Source organism: Luteolibacter yonseiensis, from assembly GCF_016595465.1.
In the GTDB taxonomy this organism is placed as follows: domain Bacteria; phylum Verrucomicrobiota; class Verrucomicrobiia; order Verrucomicrobiales; family Akkermansiaceae; genus Luteolibacter; species Luteolibacter yonseiensis.
Window position 1 is genome coordinate 574,829 of the sequence record NZ_JAENIK010000013.1, and the last position, 24,622, is coordinate 599,450.

At 62.5% G+C, this 24,622-nt stretch carries 11 protein-coding genes; 1 reads left to right on the plus strand and 10 read right to left on the minus strand.

Annotated elements, in window-relative coordinates; all coding sequences use genetic code 11:
- Positions 1 to 40: 40 nt before the first annotated feature.
- From JIN84_RS22825 to JIN84_RS22840, 4 genes are all read right to left on the minus strand, one after another.
- Positions 41 to 940 (minus strand): MBL fold metallo-hydrolase, encoded by a 900-nt coding sequence (locus tag JIN84_RS22825; RefSeq protein ID WP_200353416.1) that lies wholly within the window; start codon positions 938 to 940, stop codon positions 41 to 43.
- A gap of 76 nt (positions 941 to 1,016) precedes the next feature.
- A complete protein-coding gene (pyrF, locus tag JIN84_RS22830) occupies positions 1,017 to 1,793 on the minus strand; it encodes an orotidine-5'-phosphate decarboxylase (protein WP_200353417.1) in 777 nt (258 codons plus the stop codon).
- 53 nt (positions 1,794 to 1,846) lie between these two features.
- Positions 1,847 to 2,665 (minus strand): LOG family protein, encoded by an 819-nt coding sequence (locus tag JIN84_RS22835; RefSeq protein ID WP_200353418.1) that lies wholly within the window; start codon positions 2,663 to 2,665, stop codon positions 1,847 to 1,849.
- Positions 2,666 to 2,758: 93 nt separating this feature from the next.
- A complete protein-coding gene (locus JIN84_RS22840; protein ID WP_200353419.1) occupies positions 2,759 to 3,382 on the minus strand; it encodes a superoxide dismutase in 624 nt (207 codons plus the stop codon).
- Between the two features lie 112 nt (positions 3,383 to 3,494).
- Between JIN84_RS22840 and rmuC the strand changes: the two genes are divergently transcribed.
- A complete protein-coding gene (rmuC, locus tag JIN84_RS22845) occupies positions 3,495 to 5,075 on the plus strand; it encodes a DNA recombination protein RmuC (protein WP_200353420.1) in 1,581 nt (526 codons plus the stop codon).
- Between the two features lie 88 nt (positions 5,076 to 5,163).
- Here the strand turns inward: rmuC and JIN84_RS22850 are convergent, their stop codons facing one another.
- The 6 genes from JIN84_RS22850 to JIN84_RS22875 all read right to left on the minus strand — a co-directional run bounded on the left by JIN84_RS22850 (position 5,164) and on the right by JIN84_RS22875 (position 24,480).
- Positions 5,164 to 7,626, minus strand: coding sequence for a LamG-like jellyroll fold domain-containing protein (locus JIN84_RS22850; protein WP_200353421.1), 2,463 nt, complete (start codon positions 7,624 to 7,626; stop codon positions 5,164 to 5,166).
- A gap of 184 nt (positions 7,627 to 7,810) precedes the next feature.
- The gene (locus JIN84_RS22855; protein ID WP_200353422.1) at positions 7,811 to 10,045 is read right to left on the minus strand and encodes an alpha-N-acetylglucosaminidase; all 2,235 of its coding nucleotides are present in this window, start codon (positions 10,043 to 10,045) and stop codon (positions 7,811 to 7,813) included.
- A 94-nt stretch (positions 10,046 to 10,139) separates the two neighbouring features.
- A complete protein-coding gene (locus JIN84_RS22860) occupies positions 10,140 to 10,946 on the minus strand; it encodes a LamG domain-containing protein (RefSeq protein WP_200353423.1) in 807 nt (268 codons plus the stop codon).
- A gap of 135 nt (positions 10,947 to 11,081) precedes the next feature.
- On the minus strand, positions 11,082 to 12,551 hold the full coding sequence (locus JIN84_RS22865; protein WP_200353424.1) for a FecR domain-containing protein: 1,470 nt from the start codon (positions 12,549 to 12,551) through the stop codon (positions 11,082 to 11,084).
- Between the two features lie 28 nt (positions 12,552 to 12,579).
- Positions 12,580 to 13,128 carry a sigma-70 family RNA polymerase sigma factor gene (locus tag JIN84_RS22870; RefSeq protein WP_200353425.1) on the minus strand — a complete coding sequence of 183 codons (549 nt, stop codon included), beginning with the start codon at positions 13,126 to 13,128 and terminating at the stop codon, positions 12,580 to 12,582.
- Between the two features lie 177 nt (positions 13,129 to 13,305).
- Positions 13,306 to 24,480, minus strand: coding sequence for a filamentous haemagglutinin family protein (locus JIN84_RS22875; protein WP_200353426.1), 11,175 nt, complete (start codon positions 24,478 to 24,480; stop codon positions 13,306 to 13,308).
- Positions 24,481 to 24,622: the final 142 nt, after the last annotated feature.

Sequence of the window (24,622 nt, forward strand, 5' to 3'; positions counted from 1 at the left end):
GATAGGATACGCGTTTCCCGGATTTGTTCCTCAATTTTCTTCACCACTCGATGCCAACACCTTCTTCGGGAATGATGATCTTGTCGCTGATGCCGAGCCGGTCCGCTTCCATGAGCAGGCGCTCGACGGGTTCGTTAAGCGGCTCGTTACCCAGCGGAAAGGTGCCATAGTGCATGGGAATCATCGCCTTGGCCCCGAGATCAGCGAAGGCGCGGACCGCTTCCTCGGGATTCATGTGGACGTCTCGGCCGCTGGGGGATCCGTAGGCGCCGATGGGCATGAGCGCGATATCGATGTCGCACCGTCTGCCGATTTCCGTGAAGCCGTCGAAATACGCGCTGTCTCCACAATGGAAGACGCTCTTCCCGCCCGCACGGACGATGTAGCCGCCGTAGTCCCGATGGGTGTCATGGATGAAGCGTGCGCCCCAATGATGCGACGGCGTGTGGATGACTTCCATCTCCGTGAAATTCAGCGCGTCCCAGATCTTCATCTCGTGGGTCGCGGGAAATCCGAGCCGTCTGACGAGCGTGGCGCTGCCGCGTGGCACGACGATCCCTTCGCGGGCCTTGAGGATTTTTAGACTCGGCTTGTGCAGGTGGTCGAAGTGGGCGTGGGTGACCAGCACCAGGTCCACCTCCGGCACCCCGTGGAGGTCCAGTCCCGGATGGCGCTGGCGTTTCACCGGGCCATGCCATTTCGCCCAGTTCGGATCCACGATCACCGAGTGTCCGGCGAACTGGAGGAAGAATGACGCGTGTCCGATCCACGTGACCCTCACCTTCCCTGAATCCGGTGGGGAAAGCACCGGTTCCAGGACGTTTCCATCCCGCCGCCGGAACATGCCCGGAACGATGCGGTGGCGGAGAAAGCTGAGATTCCGGCCGGGCCAGCCCTTCTGGGGAAGCAGACCTGAATACCGGGCGGGCATCGGCTTCATGGAGTACGGTTCTTCGCTGTGCACTGTCCCCTGATACTACCCCACATGACGCCGGGTTGCATCGAAAACCTCGTGTTTATTTTCCGTAGGCCGCGGAGATCTTTTCCGCCCAATCGCGCGCGCGCTTGCCGAAACCACGCTCGTCGGCGGCATAGAGGATGCCCCGTGAGACGTTGATGACATCCGGTGCGGAGCGCCCTGCTGCGGCGAGCGAAGCGAGATCCCCGCCCTGCGCGCCAAGACCGGGGACGAGAAGCGGTGCGTCCGGAATCTTTTCCAAAACATCCGCCGCATTCGTCAGGCCGACGACATAGCCGACATCCGTGGCACGGCCTTCCGCCTTCGCACGATCGCCAAGCGCGGTGACGAGCTCGAAAACCGAACGACCGTCCGCGAGCTTCTGCCGCTGGAAATCGGCGGAACCGGGATTCGAAGTGACGGCGAGCAGGTAGATCCCCTTCCCTTCCCAATCGAGGAACGGCTCGATGGAGTCATAGCCCAGGAACGGGTTCAGGGTCACCGCATCCACGTTCCAACCGGCGAAATAGCCTTGGGCGTAGTATTTCTGCGTTTCGCCGATGTCGCTGCGCTTCGCGTCCAGAATGACCGGGACATCCGACGGCATGGCGGCGAGCAGATCCTCGAGCAGCTTGATCCCCTCGATGCCCATCGCCTCGAAGTAGGCCATGTTCGGCTTGTAGGCGGCCGCCCAGATCGCGGTCTCCTCGATGACCTGCGTGAGGAAATTTTTCGCGAATGCCGCCCCCCCGTCGCCCGGCCTCGGGTCAAGCCCGACACAAAGGCGGGAACCGGTTTTCTCAATCCGCTTCTGGAGACGTTCTGCGTAGCTCATGCGGCGGAGGATGGAGAGGTGAGGCGCGGAGGGCAACCTCTTCGTAAGGCGTCTTACGTTTCGCCGAGTTTTTTCTCACCCAGAAGCTTGATGGGTTCCTGTTGTTTTTTCCTGCGCAGGCCGAACTGGCGGACGGCATGGCGCTGGAGGTGGGCGGTGGCGTCCTCGATGTCGTCGGTGAAGAAGATGAGATCGGGATCATCCGGGCTGATGGTCCCCTCCTCCGCCATCCGATAGACGAAGTCCATGAGCGGCTGCCAGTAATCCTTGCCCATGAGGACGATGGGGAAAACCTTCAGTTTCCCGGTCTGGATGAGCGTCATCGTCTCGAACATCTCATCAAGCGTGCCCGCCCCGCCGGGGAGCACGATGAAGGCGTAGGAGTATTTGATGAGCACCACCTTCCGGGTGAAGAAGTAGCGCATGGTGACGGAACCTTGCACGTAGGGATTCAACGACTGCTCGAAGGGCAGCTCGATGTTCACGCCGATGGACCGCCCGCCGGCCTCGAACGCCCCTTGGTTCGCCGCCTGCATGATGCCGGGGCCGCCGCCGCTGATCACGGTGAAGCCGAGGCGGGCGCAGGCCTCGCCCATTTTCCGCGCCATTTCGTAATAACGGCTGCCGGGTTTCGTCCGCGCGGAACCGAAGATCGTGACGCACGGTCCGGAGAAATGCAGCGCGCGGAAGCCACGGATGAGATCAAGTCCGACGCGGAAAATCGTCGCAAGATCGCGGATGCGGGAATCCGGGCCGGAAAGCAGGGAATGGTCGGGGCTTTCCAGTTCGAAGATTTCCTGTTCGCGCACCTCCTTGTCAGAAATCTCCTCATGGGCGACTTGCGGCTCTTTTGGACATTGGGGCGAACTCACGGACAAGGGTTAGCACCGATTTCCTTGAATGGGAAAAACGAAAACGCGCCCGCCCCGGATAAGGCGGACGCGCTTCGGGAAATGCCAGGAAAATCAGGCCGCGAAGTTCTCCGCGACGACGTCCCAGTTCACCACCGACCAGAAGGCGGAGATGTAGTCGGGGCGGCGGTTCTGGTAGTTGAGGTAGTAGGCGTGTTCCCAGACGTCCAGACCGAGGATCGCCTTGCCTTCGGTGCCGGCGACGGCGGTGCCCATGCAAGGGCTGTCCTGGTTCGCGGTGGAGGAAACGGCGAGCGAGCCATCTTCTTTTTTCACGAGCCATGCCCAGCCGGAGCCGAAACGGGTGGCACCGGCCTTGGCGAACGCTTCCTTGAACGCGTCGAACGAACCGAACGCCTTGTCAATGGCGGCGGCGAGATCGCCGGAAGGAGCCTTCGCACCGCCGGGGGCGATGACTTTCCAGAAGAAGCTGTGGTTCGCGTGACCACCGCCGTTGTTACGGACCGCGCCGCGGATGTCTTCCGGCACGGATGCGAGGTCGCTGATGAGTTCGCAGATCGATTTCGCCTCAAGCTCGGGCTTGCCGGCGATGGCGTTGTTGAGATTGGTGATATAGGCTTGGTGGTGCTTCGAGTGATGGATTTCCATCGTCTTCGCGTCGATGTGGGGTTCGAGCGCGTCGTAGGCGTAGCCGAGTTCGGGAAGTGTGTGTGCCATGATGATTAGAGGAGTTTGATTTGCGTATCGCCGGACCATCCGATAGCACGAATGAAATCGGCGACGCCTCTACGAAACCGAGCCAGCCGCGCCCCGCAAGGACAAAACCACAATGCCACCCGAACTCGCTCCCTACATTCCCCAGATCATTTCCGCTCTTGCCGGACTTTTCATCGGCTGGATCCTCACCCGTCTTGTCGCATCAGGGAGAATCTCCGCCGCCGCCGAGCGTCTGAAGTCCGAGGAACGACGCGCCGCCGAGATCGAAGCACGTCTCGCGAACTCCACTTCCGAGGCCCAGCGCAACGAACAGGAAGCCCAGACCTTCCGCAACCAGCTCACCGAACTCCGCGCCCGCCTCGACAGCGAAATAAAAGCGGCCGCCGAGAAACAGGCCATCCTCGAGCGGGCGGAAACCAAGCTCACGGACACCTTCAAGGCCCTCTCCGCCGATGCCCTGCGTTCCTCGTCCGAGCAGTTCCTCCATCTCGCGAAATCATCGCTCGCCACCCAGACGGAGGAAGCGAAGGGCGAGATCGAGATGCGCAAGCTCGCGATCGAGACACTGGTCAAGCCCATGGCCGAGTCGCTCGGGAAATTCGAGATGCGTATCGGCGAAATCGAGAAATCCCGCGAGGGCGCGTATTCGGAACTCCGCGAGCAGGTCCGCGCGCTCGGCGAGGGCCAGCTCGGCCTCCAACGCGAGACCGCCTCGCTGGTGAAGGCGCTGCGCCAGCCGACCGGCCGCGGCCAATGGGGGGAAATCCAGCTCCGCCGTGTGGTGGAACTCGCCGGGATGCAGGAGCATTGCGATTTCGAACTCCAGCACACCGCCACCACCGACGAAGGGAAAAAGCTCCGCCCCGACCTCGTCGTCCGCCTGCCCGGTGGAAAAACCATCGTCGTGGACTCCAAGACGCCGATGGATGGCTACCTGGACGCGCTTGAGGCGAATGACGACGTGACCCGCGAGGAGGCGTTGCACCGCCACGCCCGCCAGGTGAGGACACACATCCAGCAGCTTTCATCGAAAAACTATGCCGCGCAGTTCGCCCAGACGCCGGAGTTCACCGTGCTGTTCCTGCCAAGCGAATCCTTCTTCGCCGCCGCCCTGCAAAGCGATCCCGGTCTCATCGAACGCGGCGTGGACCAAGGTGTCATTCTCGCCACCCCCACCACGCTCATCGCCCTGCTGCGGGCGGTTTCCTACGGCTGGAGACAGGAATCCATCGCCGAGAACGCCCGCGAGATCTCCCTGCTGGGTCGTACTCTGCACGAACGCCTTGCCAAACTTGCCGAGCATTTTTCAAAAGTCGGCCGCTCGCTGGGCAATGCCGTTGAGCAATACAACAGCGCCGTTGGTTCTCTCGAGACACGTGTGCTCGCAACCGCGCGGAAATTCGAGGAGCTGAAAGCCACCCCGGAAGCCGCCACCATCCCGCACGTGGAACCCATCAACAGCCTGCCGCGCGGTCTGCAAGGTTCCTCCGGAGCACCCCCTGCCGCCCTGGCCGCCCTGGCCCTCGCAAGCAAGGTGGCTGCCAGCCATCAGGAGCCCGCACCCGTCGCGCTCGACAGCGCCACCGCCGACGACATCCTTTCTCCCGCGATGAATGATGATTTCACCTTCGTGCCCGATCCACCGGCCAGCGCCCGCAACGCTGCGGCGGATCTCAGATCGGCCTTGGGGTGACCCGGGCGTATCGGGTGGTGACTTATTGATCCCGTTGGCCGCGCCGGGAACCGACGCGGCCATGGGGGAGCGCAAGATCCACGATGTCTCAGGGGGCGATCACCTTGACTCTTGCGAAGCGTTTGTCTCCCGGACTTGGGATCGTGGTGGTGACCTCCTCGGTCTCGGCATCGATGGCCACCGTGCCGACCGTCACACCGCCCACTCCGTTCACCGCGGTGACCCAGCCACCCGCGTTGAGAAGATCCGAGTATTCCACCTGGTCCACCCATCCTTCCGCGACAGCCGCGGTTTTCCGGCGATGGATGACGACGAGATTTCCCCCACCCCTCGTGACGACGGGACGGTGCGAAGACAAACCGGAAACCGGATTGGACCCGAGCAGGTATTCCACGGAGTTCGCAAAACCATCGCCATCGGGATCGGCAAGGCGGGCGCCGTCACCGGTGGGATTCAGTCCGAACCCGGCCGCCCAGACGCCATAGCCGGACTCCGGCGGAGCGCTGGTGTAAAGGTCGGAAACGTTTGCCGCCTGCAGTTCCCTGTCGTAGATCCGCAGATCGTCCAGACGGCCGTCGAATCCTTCGAACGACGCGGTCCTGCCCAGCGCCCCGATCGCAAAGCCGATGGTGGAGGCATCGTTGAAACCGGAGTTGTTCGAAGTCTGGGAGCCCGCCAGGACACCATCCACATAGAAATCGATGCGGTTCACCGGCACTTGGCGGAAAACGTAGGCATAGTGGTGCCACGCTCCCGCCACGGGTGCCGAGTTGGCGGGCGTGAGATAGTCGACCTTGCCATAAGTCGTGGCAGCCAGAACCCTCGAGCCGTTCCTGCGGCCCACACCCCAGCCCTCGGCGGTCGTCCCAGTGGTATAGCTTGAGAAAAAGCGCACGCGGTCCGAAACGGTGGTGGTAGGGACAGCCGCCCAGCAGGCAACGGTGAAACCATCCCCGTCATCGACGAGCTGCGACGTGTAGGACGGTCCGGAGGCGGTTCCGAGATCGATCAGATCCCCCGCGCCATCCAAAAGCAGGGCGCCGGAGCCGATGCGCGCGGATGAGGTGTTTCGGGCGTCACCCACGGGCGTGCCATGATTGTGGTAGCTGCCGCTGTCATTGCCGGGACTGGCGGAATCATCGAAGGTGAAGTGGGAGACGAGGGCCGCGTTCGGATCGCCCAGTTTCACCGATGCGGAAAGCGGGATGGACAGGGAACCTCCGACATAACCATCGGTGAAGATCGACAGGCTGCCTTGGAAGCCACCCTCCGCTCCAGCCGGATCGAATGTCACCGTGATATTGGCCTGCTGGCCGGGCGCGATGGTGAGCGGCAGTTGGTTCGTTATGGAGAACGCCAGGCTTCCCGATACCACCCCGTCATAAACCTGCAGGTCGGTTTTCTCCCCGTCATTGGTAATCGTGAGCGTCCTGGTCTGGGGCTGGGAAACGGTGGTGAAACTGCCGAAATCCAGCGACGTCGGGGCGGCCAGCGCAACCGGGTCCCTCACCTCTACCGTCACATACACCTCTTTCATGGGGTGGAGCGCGTCATTGGAAGCGATGGTGAGCGTCGCGTAGTGGAAACCCGAGGATGCCGGGGTGAAGTTGAGCAGGATCGTGCCCGAGGCACCGGGTGCGAGGCTGTTGTCGTAGGAGGCAACGGTGAAATTCTCCGGGTTGTTCCCACCGATGGCGATGGGTGTCGGACCGGACAGGCTCAGCGTCTGGGCCGTCCCCAGATTGGAGAAAGGAATCGAAAGAACCTGTGGCTTGCCCTTGTTGATGAACGAGCTGGTGTCCTCCACCTGGAGGATCGGATCATTCGTGACGATCCCCGCGAGCCCGGCGATGTCGCTGGCGGACAGGATGGTGTCATAGATCCGAAGTTCATCCACCGATCCGGCATACGCATCGGTCGGCGACGAGCGGCCGAGACGGCCGATTTCAAAATTGTTGAAAGCCGGAAAAGTGAACGCCGGCGAACTGGTGGAACCGACCAACACGCCATCGATGTAAAGCTGGGTCACGTCGGTCGCGGCGTTCGAGGTGTAGGCGACATGGTGCCATTGGCCGTCATTCAATCCCGTGCCCAAGGCGATATCCGCGAAGGCGCCGCCGGTGGTGGCGGCATCCCGCGAGCGTCCGTAGACCGCTCCGGCGGACGTCGTCCCGACATCAATGTAACGGGCGGCACCGGTATCATTGCCGAGGAAAACCGCGCAGTCGCGACCGCCCGGAGTGGTCCATTTCAACCAGACGGAAACGGTCACCTTCTGGCTGGCGGTGAGGGCTGCGAATGCTGTCGCATTCCCCATCTCCACGATGCCGTTCTGGGTGGCGTCGTTGTTGAAGGTGAAGGACGTGCCGAATTTCCCGGCCGCGCCGAGCGTGACATTCGTGCCGATCGTCCCGGGGGTTCCCCCTGCGACACTGTCGGCCGCGGTGGTGCCGCTGGTTTCGTCAAAGGTGAAGTGGGAAACGAGAGTGGCCTTCGCCACACCGAGGGTGAGCGTGGCGGTGACCACGAGGAACTGGATGGTTTTTTTCATTCGTGCGCTTTGGTTTTAAGGACCGAAGGCGCGGCCATCCGCCGACAAACGGATTCCACGCCATCAATCTGACACGAGTTAATTCCCGGTCCGTAACAATGCTGACACGATATCGGAAAAAATTTTCCCATTTCATGTTACCAGAGCACGTCCCGGAGCGGACATGCCGCGGAATCCTCCGGTTTCACTCCCGGTCATTGATCTGCAGCGGTGCCTTGGGCCCCGCCACAGCCGTCGCCTTCGCCGCGTATTTCTCCCAGATCATGCGGGCCGCGGCCACCGTATCCCCTTCCGCTTCCACCGGGAATTGCTTCTGTTCGGCGATCCATTTTTCGGTGAATTCGCGCACCATCTCACCGGAGGGCATTTTCCCGCCATCCCGCAATCCCTTGGCAGCGGCGTCGAGATAGAGTTTCCAGGTTCTCAGGTTGTAGTCGCGCATGAGTCCGCCATACTGGCGCTGGGCGTAGCCGAACAATGAGTTGTCCTCGCCCCCCCACAAGGTGATCAGGCGGCACGCGTTCCTCGTCCACTGGGCTTTCGTCGCGGCGGTTCCGCCCGCCGAGGCGGGGTATTTCAGGTAGCGCCCGAACTGGAACATCCTGTGGGAGCTGAGCAGCCGGTCACAATCGACGATGGCTTGCAGATAGATTTCCGAGGAGCGCTTGAACCGCTCCTTATCCTTCGCATTGAAGGCCGCCCTGAGTTCCGTGTGCAACTGTTGCTGGGAAATGTCGGACATCACCTGACGCCCCACATCGACAAGGTCGTGGCGGTAGGTGTCCTTCTCCCCCAGCTCGTCCGCAGCCGCCAGCAGAAGGCGGAACGCCTCGCGGATCTTCGCGGTGTCATAGAAGATCGGTCCGCGGACGAAGCTGCCACCGCCCTCGGCAAGCAAGGGTGGCATGGCGAGGAAATTTCCCTGCGGACCATGGCGGAGATCCCGGCAGTCGTAGAGCGTGCTGGAGAGCAGCTTCCATGCGTCGAGAGCGTTTTGGTTTTTCACTCCATAGCGCGCCCATGCGAACTCCTCCACCCACGCCTCCAGATCCAGCGGCTGGTCATGCCACGCCATTTCATAAATCTGCTCGTAGACGATGGGGTTGTTCTCACCGCCTTCGTTGAGCGTGCCGATGCCGGAGAGCCGTCCCGCCGTGCCGCTTTTCAGCAGTTCCGGCATCTTCACCCCCACCTCGGTGAGACGTCCGTACATTCCCTGTTTGCCGCCCCAGTTGTTGATGATGCACCAGAGCCACGGCTTTCCGGCGAAGGCGTCGGTGCGCTTCCACTGGGATTTCCCATCGGCGAAAAGATCGAGAAGGACCATCTGCTCCTCCGTCGCACCGGACAGCAGCGCGTCGATCCGGGGCTTCGTCCAGAACTTGCTGTGCACGAAGAGCCACCCCTGCATGAACCACACCGCCTCGGGGTCAGCGTCGGCCATGGCCTGATAGACCTGCCGTGTCATTCCCTTGAGATATTCCGGGTCATCCGTCGGTGGATCCACCTCGTTGAAGGTGTCGGCGGAATACAGGTGGGCGGTGCCGTAGAGCTTCGTGGCCTCCTTCACGAAACGCGAACCGATCTGGCGGAACAACGGATCCGCCGGGTCAAGGACATGCACTCCTGGGAATCCGCTCCAGCTCTTGAGCCTGGCGACCTTCGCTTTCGGGAATTTCTGGGCGAAGGCGGCGGGCACGTGCCCGCCGAAGGCCGGCAGCACGGGTTTCATCCCGAGTTCCAGCGCGCGGGCCATGATCCTCTTCTGGAGAGCTTCCTGGCGGTCATACCATTCCCGCGGGTTCGGGCCTCCCCACCCGTCGATGTTCCCCATCATGAACCACGGCAAAAACGGCGGAGCGGCGATGAAGGAGTCGATGTCCTTCGCCGACATGCCCAGGTCCCGATAGACGTTCCTGTAGACCACCTCCGCCCCGGTGGCCATGAGCGGCGTGTTGATTCCATGCAGGGCCATGAGGTCGATCTCACGCTCCCAGCGCTCCCAATCCCAGAACGCCATGGTATAGCCGTAGGTGCAATAGTTGAACGCGTAGCGGTAGGTGTGGGGTGAGACCTTGCGGAATTTCTCAGGCACCACCGGAAGCGGATCCGGCAGGCCAAGCTGGTCACCACACCATGAGACGTCGCGATGACAGTGGTATTTCAAATACCAGTTCAGGGCGGAGGCGATGCTCCCTCCGTTGTTCCCGCGCAGGACGACCTTGCCGTCGCGCGATTCGATTTCGAAAACATCGCGCCCGTCTTCCGGCGGCACGGTTTCACAGATGAACCGGGAGGACTCCGCGGGCAGGATGCGTTGGACGAGGGCGGCGGCCGCCTGTTCCTGAGGCGTGGCGGCAGGGAGGGTGGTAAAGGAAATCGCGAAAAACGCGACGAGGTGTTTCAATACGGAATTCATGTAAAAGGGATGAAAGGGAAAGCCGAGGGCAGGATGACCCGGCGGACGACGGTTCATCCGGATGGTGCCGCGTCACCTGCCCTCGAAAGAATCGTCAGAGGGAGGCCCGGTTGGAGCTCCTGCGCCGCAGCAGCAGGGAACCTACCGCGCCCGCTCCGAAAAGGACGGAAAAGCCCGGCTCGGGCACCGCGAGAAGCGCGATATCCTCCGCCGGCAGGATGGAGTCGTAGATCCTCAGTTCGTCCACGGATCCGGAGTAGGCATCTGTCGGGGAACTGCGTCCCAAGCGACCGACCTCGAAGTTGTTGAACGTGGTGAACGTGAACGCCGGAGTGGTGGTGGTCCCGGCCAGGACACCGTCGATGTAAAGCTGGGTCACATCAGTCGCCGCATTCGAGGTATAGGCGACATGGTGCCACTTGCCGTCGTTCAGGTTGGTGCCAAGCACCAGATCAGGAAAAGGAGTGGCGGAATTCGCGGCATCACGGGACCGGCCATAGATCTTGCCGGCCGAAGTGGTGCCCACGTCGATGTAGCGGTTCGCACCGGTGTTGTTTCCGAGGAAAATCGCGCTGTCCCGGGCATCCGCGGCCGTCCATTTCATCCAGGCCGAGATCGTGACAGCCTGGCTGGCGACGAGATAGGGGAAGGTGGCGGCGTCCGCCATGTCCACGATGCCGTTCTGTGAGGCGTCGTTGTTGAAGGTGAAGGCCGTGCCGAACACGCCCGCCGTGCCGCGGGTGACGTTCGAGCCGATCAGGCCATCCGCACCTGCGGGTCCGCTGTCCACCGCGGTGGTTCCGGTGAGTTCGTCAAAGGTGTAGTGGGAAATGAGCGCGGCCTCCGCCGTTACCGGGATCACGAGGCAGGCGGCGGAGAGAAACAGGAGGTGTTTTTTCATCTTCGATGGGTGGGTGTTTTTCCCAGACCGATGACTTCAGCGTCCGCAGCTCACTGCCAACGGACGCGCGCCATCAGTCTGACACGCCTTTATTCCCGTTCCCCGCAGGTGCTGACCGATTATTTTGTGATAATTTCAGTCTGCCGAGGACTTGACAGCATTCTCGTAGGGGTTGCTGCTGAAGATCAATGTGTCCAGATCACGCAGGACGTGCCGCTCCTCCAGCCCCTTCTTCGGCAGCGTCACCTTGAGAATCCCGCTCTCCACCGTCCACCGGCTGTCCGCCCAGGAGATTTTTTCGCTGACACCGTTTTTTTCCAAGGACACCGATCCGTCCGGGTGGAATTCCCGGGTGAAGGAATCCCCCATATGGCGGTAGGACCACCGGCCCATGAACTGCGACGGACCGGCCTCGGTCACCAGTCCTTCCTCGAACTGGAGGATGCCACGGCTGCTGAACGGCGGTGCCGACTCGACCAACCTCCCGCCTTCACGATCCATGGTGCCGATCTCGGCCACCACCGTCCAGTTCCCCCGGATGTAATCCTCCGGACCGATGTCCAGCGTGTAGATGTTGTCGGAAACAAATCTCAGGATGCCGGTGCTTCCCGGGTGATCGTCGGAAGCCACGACCTTGGAATCGCAGCAGAGCCTCACGTTTTTCAGAACCACCGCATCCGGTCCGTTGATCCACTTGAAGATCGCCCGGTATTTGGCAGGCTTCCAAACGAGGTGGGTGACGTCGAAGGAGACTTCCTTCGCCTCTGGTGAGTTCACCTCCCAGCGGAAATCCCGGGCCGGCAGGCGGTCTACGAACTTCTGCCGGTCGAGCGGCACCGGCTGGAGAGGCTCCGCCGCGTCCGGCGACTGCACGAGGGATTGGTTTTCGAAGAGCATGATCGATTCCCGGCCGGATGAATGCAGTTTCACCTTCCCCAGAAACACACCCACCTCCGTGCTACCGTCGGGGTGGATATCCATGGCAAACTCCGTGCCCAGATCCTCCACCGTGCCACCGGAATAGTGGACCTTGAATCCCTCCGCCCCGGGAGGAACGGTGGTATAGAGCTTGCCGCTCTCCAGCGTCGCGGATTCGTAACCGTCCACACGAAACACAGCGGGTCCCTCCAAGGTGACGAGCACCCCGCTGGAGTAGGTGACCTCCACCAGGCCGGACTTGATGGAAATCTCGTTCGATCCCGCGTTCAGATCGATGTGCGGATGCCCGCCCTCGTCCCTCCATTCCACCCCTACCATGCCGGTGATCCGCGCCGGGGACATGTCGGCAGGAGTCACGACGGGAGCCGGAGAACCGGCGGTCCTTCCCTGCGGTTTCTCAAGACGGCGTCCAAAACCCAGACCTGCGAAAAAAACAAGACACGCCGCCGCGACCGAACCCGCGATCCAGACGAAGCGGGGAAGCCCCCTTTCCCCAGGCCGTTCTACCGGTGACAGATAGGATGCGGGAATTGCCGAAGGCAGCAGCGCCTCCTGCTGGCTCACCGCCAGATAATAGGCCATCGCGTCGTCATCCAGCAGGAACTCCTCCAGCCGGGCCATCTCCTGCCCGGACAACGGCGGACCGTCGTGCAGACGATCGACCAAATTCCGGAATTCTGACTGGGGCGGGCGGCTATTCATAACTGGAGGCAAGACGGGTTTCGACGCAGTGACGGAGGGCGATCCGTATCCGCGACAGGCTTTTTTGAATCTGGTTCGGCTTGAGGCCGCGGCTCTTCGCATGGTCGGTCAAGGAAATGCGGTCGAGATATTTCAATCTCAGCAGCCGTTGATTGTCCGAAGAAAGGCCGGACACACAGTCGCGGAGCGCCGCGAGCCGGTGATCCACATCGTCCGCAAACTGTTCGGCCGCCTTGGAGATACGCTCCAGCGCTTCCTCTGAGAAACTGACGACCTTCCGCCGCTGCGCCTCGCGCCGGTGGGTGAGCACCTTGAACCACGCCGCCTTGAAGGCCCACGCCTTGAAATTCGTCCCCGGCTCGAATTCCTCACGGCGGTTCCAGAGAAACAGGCAGGTTTCCTGCACCACATCGTCACACGCGTCCCGGTCCGCCAGAAGTGACATGACGTATGCCATCAGGGCCGGGCGCAACTCCTCGATTTCCGCCGCGAGAACGCCGCTCTCCCGGAAGGGGGGGTCGTGCTCGGGTGTGGTGCTCATCGCTCTTCTATTCCGGATACTCTCCGAACCTGACGAAAAAATCCCGCCATTTTTTCAACCATCCGCAAGGCCTTCGTGAAAGACGCACCCAGGCCCGTCAGCCGGTCCCATCATGAAACCAACAAAAAGCCTCCGGCGCACCCGGATCAGGAAGGCGGCGTGTCCCGCCCCGGATGTTCACTCCCCGGATTCCTTTTCTTCCTCATCCTCCTTGTCCGCATCGCTTTCCCCAGCGCTTCCGCTGCCGTAGCCGATGATCTCCACCGAGATGATCGACGGGGTTTCCACCACCTCTGTGGTTTCCTGGTTGCGCGCCTCGTTCGCAGCGGTTCCGGTTGTGGTTGCGTTGGTTGCGGCGGTGGAGTTCGAGGCGGCGGTCAGACCGCTGATGCTAGGAGAAGATACGGCGGGTGCCGCCGCTCCCGCGCTGTTGCCGCTGACGGAGATGTTGCCCGCGTTCAGCACCTGGTTCGCCGCGATGTTGAGGTTTCCGCTGACGCGGATGCCCGCATCACCGGCGTCCACCGTGCCTTCCGGCGCGATGAGATCGACGTTCCCGGGTTTGACTCCCGCGACAGTGGCGAGCACGCCGATGCCCCCGCCTGTTGCAAGTCCGGCAAGGTCGGTCTGCACTGCGGCGCTCTGGGGATCGATGAGGATGCGTGTGGGTGGCGCGGACTTGACGGTCTTCGAAGAAGATCCCGCGGCGATGTCGCCCTTCGACGACCACAGGATCTCATCCCCCCCGCGCAGTGTGAAGATACGCCCGATGCCGATGCTGATGTCATTCCGTGCGAAGATGGAAATATTTCCTCCGCTGGCGGTGATGATGCCGGGTGGCGACAAGGGATTTCCGATGGCGGTCTCCGCAAGCGCCACACCACCACCGGGGGTGATGATGTCGATGTTTCCGCCGCTGGCCGTGCGGATGTCGCGTCCCCTGGAGAGGATTTCTCCGGCATAGCTGTCATCGCCGAAGAGCACCTTGATCGCGAGCTTGGCAGCCTTGTAGTTGCGGGTTTTCGCGTAGTCGCGACCGGCATCACGCAGGATCTGATAGAAGACCTCCAGCGCCAGCCGGGCCTGTTCTTCTTCCGGCTGTGCCTGGAAATCGACTCCCGGGGCGATCTGTTTCAGATACTTCGCGCCCTTTTCCGTGATGACGTATTTTTCGATGAATTCGGCGAAATTCAGCTTGCCCGTCGCCAGGCTGCCTGCCTCGCCCATTCCCGCTCCAACGACAAGGTTCGCTCCTTCGAATGGCAGGTAGGGATTCCTCGCATTGCCGATACTGGTGATCCCGACACCCGTGCCATCGCTGCTGCCCGGAACCGTTCCCAGGTCAAGGTTGCCTCCCGCAAGCACCTGCAGCGTTCCCGGGCCGCTGACCTGGATGTCTCCGGCGAGCGGGCTGCTGTCGAAGTTCGTGGCGTTTCCGATGCTGCTTGCGGCGATGCGGAGCGGGCTGTTGGAGTTCGAAAGGATGATGTTTCTCCCGCTGCTGACGATGCTGGCATCGCCCGACCGGAGATTCTGAATGTAAAGGGAAACGTCCTGGATGTCCTGCCCGGCAAGCACCCGCGCCGCCTTCGGCGAGAACAAGGTGAGACCCGAGATGTCTCCTCCCAGCGCATACAGGCGCGTGGGGGTGGTGTCGTCGCGGTGAAGCAGTCCGGGAGAATGCAGCGCCTGCTTGGTTTCCGACACGGCGTTGGTTCCTCCGGATTCCTCGAAGAGATCGTCGATGAAGCCGAGGAAATCGCTCTCGGTGCTGGTGACGCTGGCGGCGTTCGGGTTGTCCCCGGCGATGACATGATACGCGAACGGCGAACGGTATCCGGGAATGGATGTCGGGTCGGCATCCGAGAGATTGATGGTCGCAGCCCCCCATATCTGGGAAACCACTCCTTTCACGGTGGAGATTCCGTTCGGCTGGAGCGCGTTGATGGAACCGGAGGCCAGCATTTCCACGGTGCCTTTGGACGAGGGCGACAGTGTGAGATCCCCCACCAGGTTCACGTCTCCGTTGAAGGAGGTGGTCCGCACGGTTCCCGGAGCCAGCGAGACGAGCGTTCTGAAAGGGCTGGTCTGGTTTTCACTCAGGCGGAGCCACGGTTTCGCGTTGGCGGCGGAATTGGTGGACAGCAGTTGTTTGTTGGTGATCCACAGTTGCAGGAAGTGGTCCGCGACTCCCTGCGTTTGACCGGGTATCGTCGTGTGGAGCCGCAGCGTGACATCGCCACCGAGGGAGGAGATATTCACCTGGCTGTCCTCCCCGTAGGTGGAGAAATAGGTTTTCTGCCAGAAACTGTTGTTCAAGCCGCCGGGCATCAGGAACGGATTCGCCACCGGTCCCATCAGCACGTCACCGCTCGCGCTGACATCGAAGCCACCCTTGCCAAGGAAGAGCGTCGTCGGAAGCTGGGTGTATGCGTTGCCGGTCACGCCGTTGGCGACAGCGGATCGGGTGGCGTTGGTATGGATGCTCCCGCCCGCGGTGAGTTCGCCATGGCCGCGCTCCACATAATAAACACCCGCGTCGATGTCGTTGGCGGCGCGGACGGTGAGGTTTCCGCCTCCCGTTTCAAGATAGGTCGCATTTCCCGGAGTCGTCTTGTGGGTGCGGGTGGCGTCGGTGAAGCCGGTCGACCTCATGTTCGTGGGGATCACCGCGTCCACGTTGCTGATATTGTTGCCCGCGACCATGGTCACGTCCCCTCCGCCCAACGCGCCGACGCCTTGGAAGAAGTTGGTGAAATCCACCCACCATGTCGTGGATGCGGATTCTCCCCAGCGGTTGGTGCCGAACTCGCCGGTGAGGGGATCGACATAACCGCGCTTGTAAAGCCAGTTGTTGGGAAGCTGGAGCTGGGAATCCGCGACCAGTTCGTTCGCGCTGTTGCGGGTGAGGTGTTCGATGTTCTGGCCGGCGAAGATCGAGACATTCCCCCCGGCGATGGTGTAGGCCGCGGGGTTCGACTGCTGCACCGCTCCAAGGCTGGAGTCGATGCCGTTCTGGCTGAGACTCGGAAGATCGAACGTGCCGCCGAGCGTGGGATCCGCCACGCGTGTGCCTGCGGTGTAGATGGTGGCGAACTGGTTCAGAAGCTGCACGCTGCGGCCCGCATGGATCTCGATGTCACCACTGCCGGTCCGGATGACCTGGTAACCGTTCGAGGTGGCTGTGGCGGTGTTCGCGATGGCGCTGCTTGTGGTGGCGCCGGTGCCCGAGGTGGTCGCGGTGTTCGTGCGGTTGTTTCCGAGCTTGAGGAATCCGGCGTTTGTTCCGAGCGCGTTCACGCCAAGCACCTCGCTGAAGTCCGCCGCCGTCTGGTCCGCACCCGCGGCGAGGCGGTAGGACCACGACTGCATGTTGACAGGCAACAGGGCGTTCTGCGTGGTGGGCCTGGCCAGCCACAGCCGCGTGGCATTGTTCGCAGGGAGAGTGGTGCTGACAGTGAAACCATCGCTGAGCGCGCTGAAGAAATTCAGGCTTCCGGCGGCCCGCAGGGTGAGCACACCCGCCGCGCTCTTCGCGCCGTAACGGAACGTGGCGAGGTCCCAGTCATTCGCCACCGAGGTGGTGGAACTTCCCAGCGTGAGGTCTCCGGTGCGGTTGATGATTTCCACACCGGGGGCGAGAACAAACACCGACCCGAGGCCGCCGTTGTTCGCCAGCAGCCGGTTGGTCATGGCGGTGTAATTCGCATTGCCCGTGCCGGCGGCGCCGAGGAATGACTGCGCGTCCGTGTGGATGCCGTTTCTCACCGCCGTCGTGATCGCGCCTCCGCCGGAGGTGAGATCGTAGATGCGGTAACCTTCCACTAGAATGCTTGAAGCATCGATGATGGTGCCGTTGAGCGCGCCCACCGCGATGTCCTTGTTACCGGAAATCTGCGGAGCGCGGATGTGCAGCTTGCCACTGAATTTCCCTTCGGACGCGCTGCTGCCCAGGGTGACCGCGTCCCCCGCCACCTTCGAAGCAACGGACAGATCGATGACCGAGCCCGTGCGGATATCCACGGAACCGGCGCCCGCCACCCCGTTGCGCTGTGAACCGGCTTCGAGAGTGACGGAACCGCCTTTGCCGGCGGCGGAGAAATCCTTGCCCGCCACCGTGATGGTCGAGCCATCGGCCAGGATCACATCATTGTTCGCCGTGAGCCGCACGGAGCCTCCCGTGTCTCCGGACGCGTCCACCGTTCCGGTCACGGTGATCGATCCCTGGTCGGCGGAGAGCGAGAAATCCAGAGCCTTGACGATGCCGTCGATGAGCACGCTTCCATTTCTCACCCGGATTCTCTGACTGCCGGTGAGGGAGGCGGAGGTGAGCGAGTCGCTCAATGCGGATACGGATGCCAGATTTTTCACATCCAGTTCGAACACGCCGTTCGAGCCATTTTTCCCACCCTTGCCGGACAAGCTGCCATCGGAAACAAACCGGCCTGCCGGAGTGGAAATCTGGAGGATGCCGGCATTTCCACCACCTGCGTGGGCCGCCACGTTCACGGTGGATCCCTCGGTCAGGACCACGTCTCCCGTCTCCGATGCGAGCTTGATGCTTCCAGCATTCGTATATCTGCTGACATCCCTGAAATCCTGCCTCACGCCGGAGACATCGAGATGGCCGGAGACCGTCACATCGCCACTGGTGGCGAGCAGCTCCAGTGAACCACTCGGCAGGAAGATGGCGGTGTCCACATTGATGCTCGAACCCTTGAGAGAGAGTGACGAGCCGGGATCACCCGTGAACGTGGCGTCACCGGAGCTGGTAAGGTCTATTTTCCCTCCCGCGGTGATGGTGCGCTTGGCACCCGCCAGTCCCGCAAGCAGCGGAGTATGGATGGAGAGGGATTTCTGAACCGTCAGGCCGCCCGTGCCCGAGCCGAGCACATTTCGGGAAGCGTCCAGCACCACCTCGTCATACTGGCGGATCGCGAGCTCGCCAGCCCCGAGACGGATGGTGGCGGCGTTGAATTCCAAGGTCCCCCCCGACGGAGCGGATGCCGCGGAAGCAGCGGAATTCGCGGAATTGTTCAAAAGGATGTTCTCGGCGTTGAAGGAAACACTGCCGTCATTCTGGTTGAACCCACGGACAGAGCCGGCGCTGAGCGTGAGCTGAGAGAGTCCTTCGGAGCCGATCCTCCCGGTCCCGTAGATGTCGATGGATGAATAGCTGAGCAGCGAGAGTGATTTTCCCTTTTGAAGATCCGCGAGCGTCCCGCCGGAGAGGACCAGTCCGTCCACACCGCCAAGGTTTCCGGAGCCGTCGAGCTGCAGACTGATGCGGCCGCTGTTCACCGCATAGGAAGCGGCGTCAAGGTCCGCCGTGGTGGAAAGTTCCATGCCTGCGGAGGAATCGAGGATGAGGGAGCCACCGGAGATGGAGACATTCTCGCCCAATGTGAGCTGGGGCTGCGCGGAGCTGGTGGAACCGGTGCGGCTGACCGATGCCGAATCCGACGAAGTGACGCGCAGCAGCGTGCCGTTGCCGGTGATCGACAGAGGAACCGCCGCCCGGCGCGATACATCCGAGGCTTCCACCCGTGCCCCGTCTTTCAATGTCAGATCGTCGTTGGATACGAGGATCACGTCGTTCGCGGAAAGGGACGTGCCCTTGTTGTCGATCACCAGATTCCCGGTGACCGAGGTCACCTTCGTGCCACTTGCCGACTTCGTCCGATATCCTCCGATGAGAAGGCTTTCAGCGCCGAAGGCGTTCAGGGCGTTCGCATCCAATGCGACCACGCCCGCCGCGGCGGGAACGGAACCGTTGGAAATCACGATATCCCTCGCGGTGCTGATATCCACCGAAGCACCGCGGCCACCCGTGACAGATGCCGATGCCACCGAACCCAGCAGCGTCATGGAGCCGGAGGATTTGAAGAGGATCGAACCGGAGTCCTTCGCCAGCAGCGGGATGTCCTTGTTGAGTTTCACCGCGCTCTCCACGAGGAAGGAGTTCGACAGGTAGTCTTCATATTCCGCCCGGGCCCGGACGACCTTGGAGGTCGCCACCTCGAAACGGGTGGAGAGCGTGGGGATCTCCCGGTCGCTGTTCAGGTCGTTGTAACGGTAACCGGACACCACGCTGGACTTGTCCGGCATCTCGATCGATCCCGCGCCGTTGTTCGTGGAAGGTGAAACGAGCACCGCTCCCGGCAGCAGCGCGTATCTGGCGGGCAAAAGCGTATAATATCCGGCGGGCAGCGACTTGCTGCCGTTCAGATAGATCCTATCGCCCGCCTTGAGCGTGCCGTTCGCATAGCCCCCACCGGCGGCGGCGTTGAAATCCGCGATCGGCGCGACGCTTGAGTCGTAGCCCGGAATGATAGCGAAGCTGGTGTTGGAAGCGAGGATATCCGTCGGCCCTCCCAATCCCTGCACCCAGCGGTAGGCGTGGAGATCTCCTCCGCCGCGCACATCGATGACAGAGCCGGTCAACGTGGAAACATCCTCGCCCGCGAGCACGATGTTCCGTTCCGGCAGTCCCGACGCCGTGATGTCCACTCCCCGGGGATCGATCCATGAGTTTCCATCCGTATTGATACCATACGGAATCACAATCCCCTTCCCTGTCGCCGGGTCCACCGCGGAAACAGAGGTGGTGCTGCCGGAGGAGAGAGTGAGGTGTTTCGTCACGGGAACCGCCAGCGCGTTTCCTGTCAGCAGGTCCTTCGGAGCGGTGCCGGTGCCATCCCAACCGAGTGTGATCGTGCCGAAGGGCGCGCGGAGCACACCGCCCTGGACGATCTCGGAGGCCATAATCCGGAGATTCCCCCCCGCGGAGAGGGGCAGGTTCCGGGTACCGGAACTCTGGATGGTGACGGAGCCTCTCCGCAAACCACCGTTTTGATAGTCATAGGCGAAGATATTGAAATCGCTCGCGGTGACCGGATGGATCTGCCCGGCCTTGAGCGTGAGGTCCCCCGCGATGGTGAACGTGCCGTAGCCACGGATATCGCCGTCCGCCGCAGTGAGTCCGGCCTGACCGATGCCGCGCAGGACCAGATCCCCGACGTCGATGACGTCCGCCTTCACACTCAGTTTTCCCGTTCCGAAAGTAGGGGCCACCGCGTAGGCCAGACCGTTCAATTGGAACGGGCTCAACTGGGTTCCCACCGGAACAGGCACCGACATGGGACGCCCGAGTTTCACATGGGACGCCGTCAGACTGACATCGGAATCGGCATACAATATCCCGCCGTTCGCCACGCTGATCTGGCCGCGCGCGGCGATGTCCACCTTGCCCTTGAACTCCACGACGCCGTCAAGCGCCAGGGAGTCGAATCCTCCGTTGGTGAAGGAATCAACCGAAAAATATCCGCGTGAAAGACGCCCCGGAGAAACGGTGAGGCCGATGGCGGAGCTGTTGTCCGGCAGGTCGGGATCGATGTTCAAACCCGTCTGTGAAACCACGAGGCTGGCGTCTGTCGGCAGCGGGACCTCTCCCAGAGCGTAGAACCTGCCGGAGGAAACCTTGAGTGATCCGCCGAGCGCGGTCTTGCCGCCCGCGTTGCCAAGCAGTGTCGCATCGGAGAACAACATTTGCCCACCGCTCAACGTGATGTTTCCGCCGTTGCTGTCCACCTGAGTCCTCACGGTGGCGAGGATTTCCGGCGAGAGGGTCAGACCGCTGTTGGTCGGCACGGGAGCGCTCGCCCCCGGGGCGGAGGACGCCACGGGGATGTCGAGTTTTCCGCTGGCTCCGGACACGTCCAGCACGCTACCCGTCGCGGCCGCGATGTTGCCGGTGAGCGTGATGTTTCCTCCGGAAAGCACCTTGCCGGTCCGTCGGCCATAGGCATCCGGTGTCAGAACGACAGTGCCTGCGGTGGACAATACACTCTTCGAGCCGAGGTAGGTCGTGGTCCGTGCCTTGGTGGTATCGCCGAAGATGTTTGCCGTGTTGCTCCCACCGCCAACCACGATGTTGCCGCCCGCCGTATGGAGTTTGCCCAGCACGGTGACGGTGTTTCCCGTGAGGGAGATGGTCGCTCCGGGATCCGTATCGATGACCGCTCCCTCGTCCACCAGCACGCTGCCCCTCACCAGAAGTCCCCCGCCTTCGCTCACGCCGGGTGCCGCCAGCCTGACACTCACCGCCGGACGTTCGCCCACCACTTCCTGGATCACATCAAGCGTCAGCTTTCCACCCGTCGGATTCACCTGAAAACTCTTCGCGACAGGGCGGATCACGGTGCCCTCCGTCACATGAACGGCGGGAACCGAGGTATCCGACTGCACTCCAAGTCCGGTGAGCGTGAAGTCCCCGAAGCCTCCTTGGTTGAAAAACTCCGGATCCAACAGCAGCGTGTCCGGATTGGTGGTGGTGCCGCCGATCTGCACCTGGGGGGCCTGCAGGGAAAGCGCGCCCGCCTTGGCACCGGAGTAGCCGAGGAGGGTGGCTCCGAGTTTCAGATTGCCGCCGAGCACTGTCGGCAGGGTGAGATCCTGGCCGGTTTTGACCGCGATGCTGCCACCGTTTCCATATCTCCCGCTGCCGGAGGAAGTCATGGCGTAGCCGCCTGATACGTCCACGACCGCGCCCTCGTTCAGATCGGCGGAAAACGCGGAGATGGTGATTTTTCCACCATCCGGCGAGGCAGGGGTCAGAGCTTCTCCGATTTTAAGGAAGCGGTCGTCCGTGACCAGCCCCGCCGTGCTCAGCCGGGCGTTCGCACCGAGGGTGAAGATCCCGCGACCGGGGTTCGGCAGTGGCAACGGATCGTCCGGCAGGCGCAATGCCACGTCATACGGTGAAAGGTTCAGCGCGTTGAAAGAAAGCGTGCCGCTGGCCGCGGTCACGCTGCCGTTGATCTCGATGTTTCCCGCGGTGAATGAAACCGAGCCGCCGGTCCCGGCATCGAGATTGATCTTCTCCGGCACGATGATGCTGCCGCCCTCGTTGCGGATGGTCAGCCTCCCGAAGCCGTCGACCGAGGTGAGCCCGGTGGAAAGATGGACGTTCTCCTTGCGGTCCGCCTCGAGTTCCAGCGGGTTTCCATTGGCGTCCACCGTGAAGTCGGCCGCGGGTGCCTGGTCGACCGGATTTCCGAAAACGATCTTCGGAGGAGATGGGAAATTGACGGGAAACCCGATGTGCGCCGGATCCTGCCCGCGGAAATTCAGTGTCAACGAACCGGACAGCGGCAGGCTGCTGGAGGTCGGCGTATCGCGGGACTGGGTGGGACCGTTGTAGCTTTTGCCGGTGAGCTTGCCATCAAGCGCCATGGACGGGGCGCTGATGGAAATCTTCCCGGCGTCCGCGCCCTGGGTGTATCCCTCGCGGTAGTGCGCGCCGGACGGAGCAAGAGCGTGGCTGAATGTTTTCGATACCCCCCACTTGGCGTTCGTCACGGTGTTGGTACCGTCGTAGATGCCTTGATAGGGTTGGTCCGGACGGGCATCCGCGATGTCCACGATCCTGCCTCCGCTGACCACCTGGGTGGTTTTCACCACTCCTCCTTCGAAGTTCGTCCAGCCGCCCGAGACATCGATGGACGCGTTTTCCCGCACCACCACCGAGCCTCCCGCGGAGATGTCCAGAGTGCCGCCTGCCGTGGTCAGCTGTCCGACGGTCCGCTCCACCAGTCCCACATAGCCGGACACATCCGCCAGAGGGGTGCCGATCCAGTCCCGCCCTTCGAAGTTCCCTCTCTCCCCGATATCCACGGTGATGGTCTGGCCGCGCAGCTTCCCATCACGCTGCAAGGGAGCCGGCGCGAGTTCCGAACCACGCAGTTCCAACGTCAGGAGATTCTGGGTGACGGAGACGGAAACGTTTTTTGTTCCTGCGAGGTCGATGACGGAGTCCTGGTCAAGATAGACCTGGCCACCGGAGGAGACGAAGGTGGAAGTGAACAACGACGGCGCGTAAACCCAGTTTCCCGCGTGCAGTGATACCACGGCGTTTGGCGCGAGGAGGGTGGAGCCGCTCGCCAGATGAATGGTCCTGCCCCGCAGGTTGATCTGGGAACGCAGCGCGAGTTCGGTGCCGACGGTCGTCGCCTTGCTGTCATACTCGGGCAGGATCTGGGTGATGCTCCCCTCACCCAGCGTGACGCTGCCGGTGGAACGGTACAGGAATGGTATGGCGGCGGCGGATGCGGTCCCTTTGTTTGAAACCGCATCATAGCTGGCAATGAGATCGATCCGTCCGTTGAGCGAAACCGATGTGGTGCTGTTGATGACTCCAAGCTGGTTGACGTTTTTCCCCGTAAGCCAGGTGCTGCCACGTGCGATCTCGATGATGCCGTCGTTGATGACGGTGCCCGCGTATGGAGTCAGTGACGAGGTGGTGTCCGCCACCGCCCCGACATAAACATCCAGTCCGCGCAGGCTGGGATCCTTGCTGTCGTGAGCGTTCACACCGACCTGTAATCCGGCGGCAAGGATCGTCTGGCCGGCCGCGCTGGAGAGGGTTCCGCTGTTCGTGACATTCGCGCCGACGATCATGATGCGTCCTCCGTTTCCATCCGCGGAAACGGAGGTGGTGATCTTCGCCCCCTTCTGCACCGTCACGTCTCCCACCCTGGTGTTGGCCGCAAGTCCGGCGTTGAGGGCGTTGAACAGAAATTCGCGATCCGGGTTGTTGAGCAGGCCGCGGCCGATGAGGTTGTCGTTGATCGGAAGGCTCGACGCCGTCAGCGCCCGCGCGTTGACCTGGCTGCCGCCGCCGAAGATGATCCCGTTCGGGTTGATGATGTACACCTGGCCGTCCGCCTTGATGTTGCCGAGGATCTGCGTCGGGTTGCCGCTGGGGTCGGTGATCTTGTTGAAGGCGATCCATTTGCCCGCGTCCGCCCCGCCGGCTTTCTGGTCGAAGTTCAGCGTGGTTTTCTTGCCGACGTTCATCGTCTTCCATCCGAGCAGCGCCTGCTGGGTGGTCTGCTTGATGGTGACGGTGGTCCTGCCGTCCTTGACGGCCTGCACGGGGTTGTGCGCGCCGGTGACGGTGCCGAGGTCGAGCCCGCCGGCGCCGAGGCCGTTGGGGACGTTGGGCAGGGTGACGGTGGGGCGGTTGGGGTTCTTGCCGAGGTTGTTGGCGCCGTTGCGGATGGCGGCGTCGCGCGCGGCGTTCTGAAGGTTGCGGACGGCGGCGAGGGTCCGGGTGGTGCGCGCGAGGGTGTCTTTCGCGCTGGCGCGCGCGGCGTCGGTGGCGGCGGGGGTGGGCGCGCCGGCGGTGGCGCGCGCGGATTTCCCGGAGCGCGGGCTGCCTCCCCGCAGGATGTCTCCGGCGTCCGCGGTGAGCCCGGTGATGGCGAAGGTGAAGCCGATGAAGACGGGGACGCCGTATTTGAAGGTGGTGCCGAAGAGGCCGGTGGCGCGGTGGTGGCGGCGGGGTTTCATGCTGGTGGGCCGGGGTGCGGTGGAGAGTGGGTGCCGTCGGGCGGCGGTGGTTGGAGGGGTGCCGGGTGGCCGGTGGCCGGGTGACTTATGGCCGGTGATCGGCGGAGGGGCTTCCGCCGGATGGCGGGTGGCGGGGTGTGAT

What these genes read in the sequence shown, in the direction of transcription:
- JIN84_RS22825 (WP_200353416.1), bottom strand. Translation starts at nt 940, where the DNA reads ATGAAGCCGATGCCCGCCCGGTATTCAGGTCTGCTTCCCCAGAAGGGC.
- pyrF (WP_200353417.1), bottom strand. Translation starts at nt 1,793, where the DNA reads ATGAGCTACGCAGAACGTCTCCAGAAGCGGATTGAGAAAACCGGTTCC.
- JIN84_RS22840 (WP_200353419.1), bottom strand. Translation starts at nt 3,382, where the DNA reads ATGGCACACACACTTCCCGAACTCGGCTACGCCTACGACGCGCTCGAA.
- rmuC (WP_200353420.1), top strand. Translation starts at nt 3,495, where the DNA reads ATGCCACCCGAACTCGCTCCCTACATTCCCCAGATCATTTCCGCTCTT.
- JIN84_RS22850 (WP_200353421.1), bottom strand. Translation starts at nt 7,626, where the DNA reads ATGAAAAAAACCATCCAGTTCCTCGTGGTCACCGCCACGCTCACCCTC.
- JIN84_RS22855 (WP_200353422.1), bottom strand. Translation starts at nt 10,045, where the DNA reads ATGAATTCCGTATTGAAACACCTCGTCGCGTTTTTCGCGATTTCCTTT.
- JIN84_RS22860 (WP_200353423.1), bottom strand. Translation starts at nt 10,946, where the DNA reads ATGAAAAAACACCTCCTGTTTCTCTCCGCCGCCTGCCTCGTGATCCCG.
- JIN84_RS22870 (WP_200353425.1), bottom strand. Translation starts at nt 13,128, where the DNA reads ATGAGCACCACACCCGAGCACGACCCCCCCTTCCGGGAGAGCGGCGTT.
- JIN84_RS22875 (WP_200353426.1), bottom strand. Translation starts at nt 24,480, where the DNA reads ATGAAACCCCGCCGCCACCACCGCGCCACCGGCCTCTTCGGCACCACC.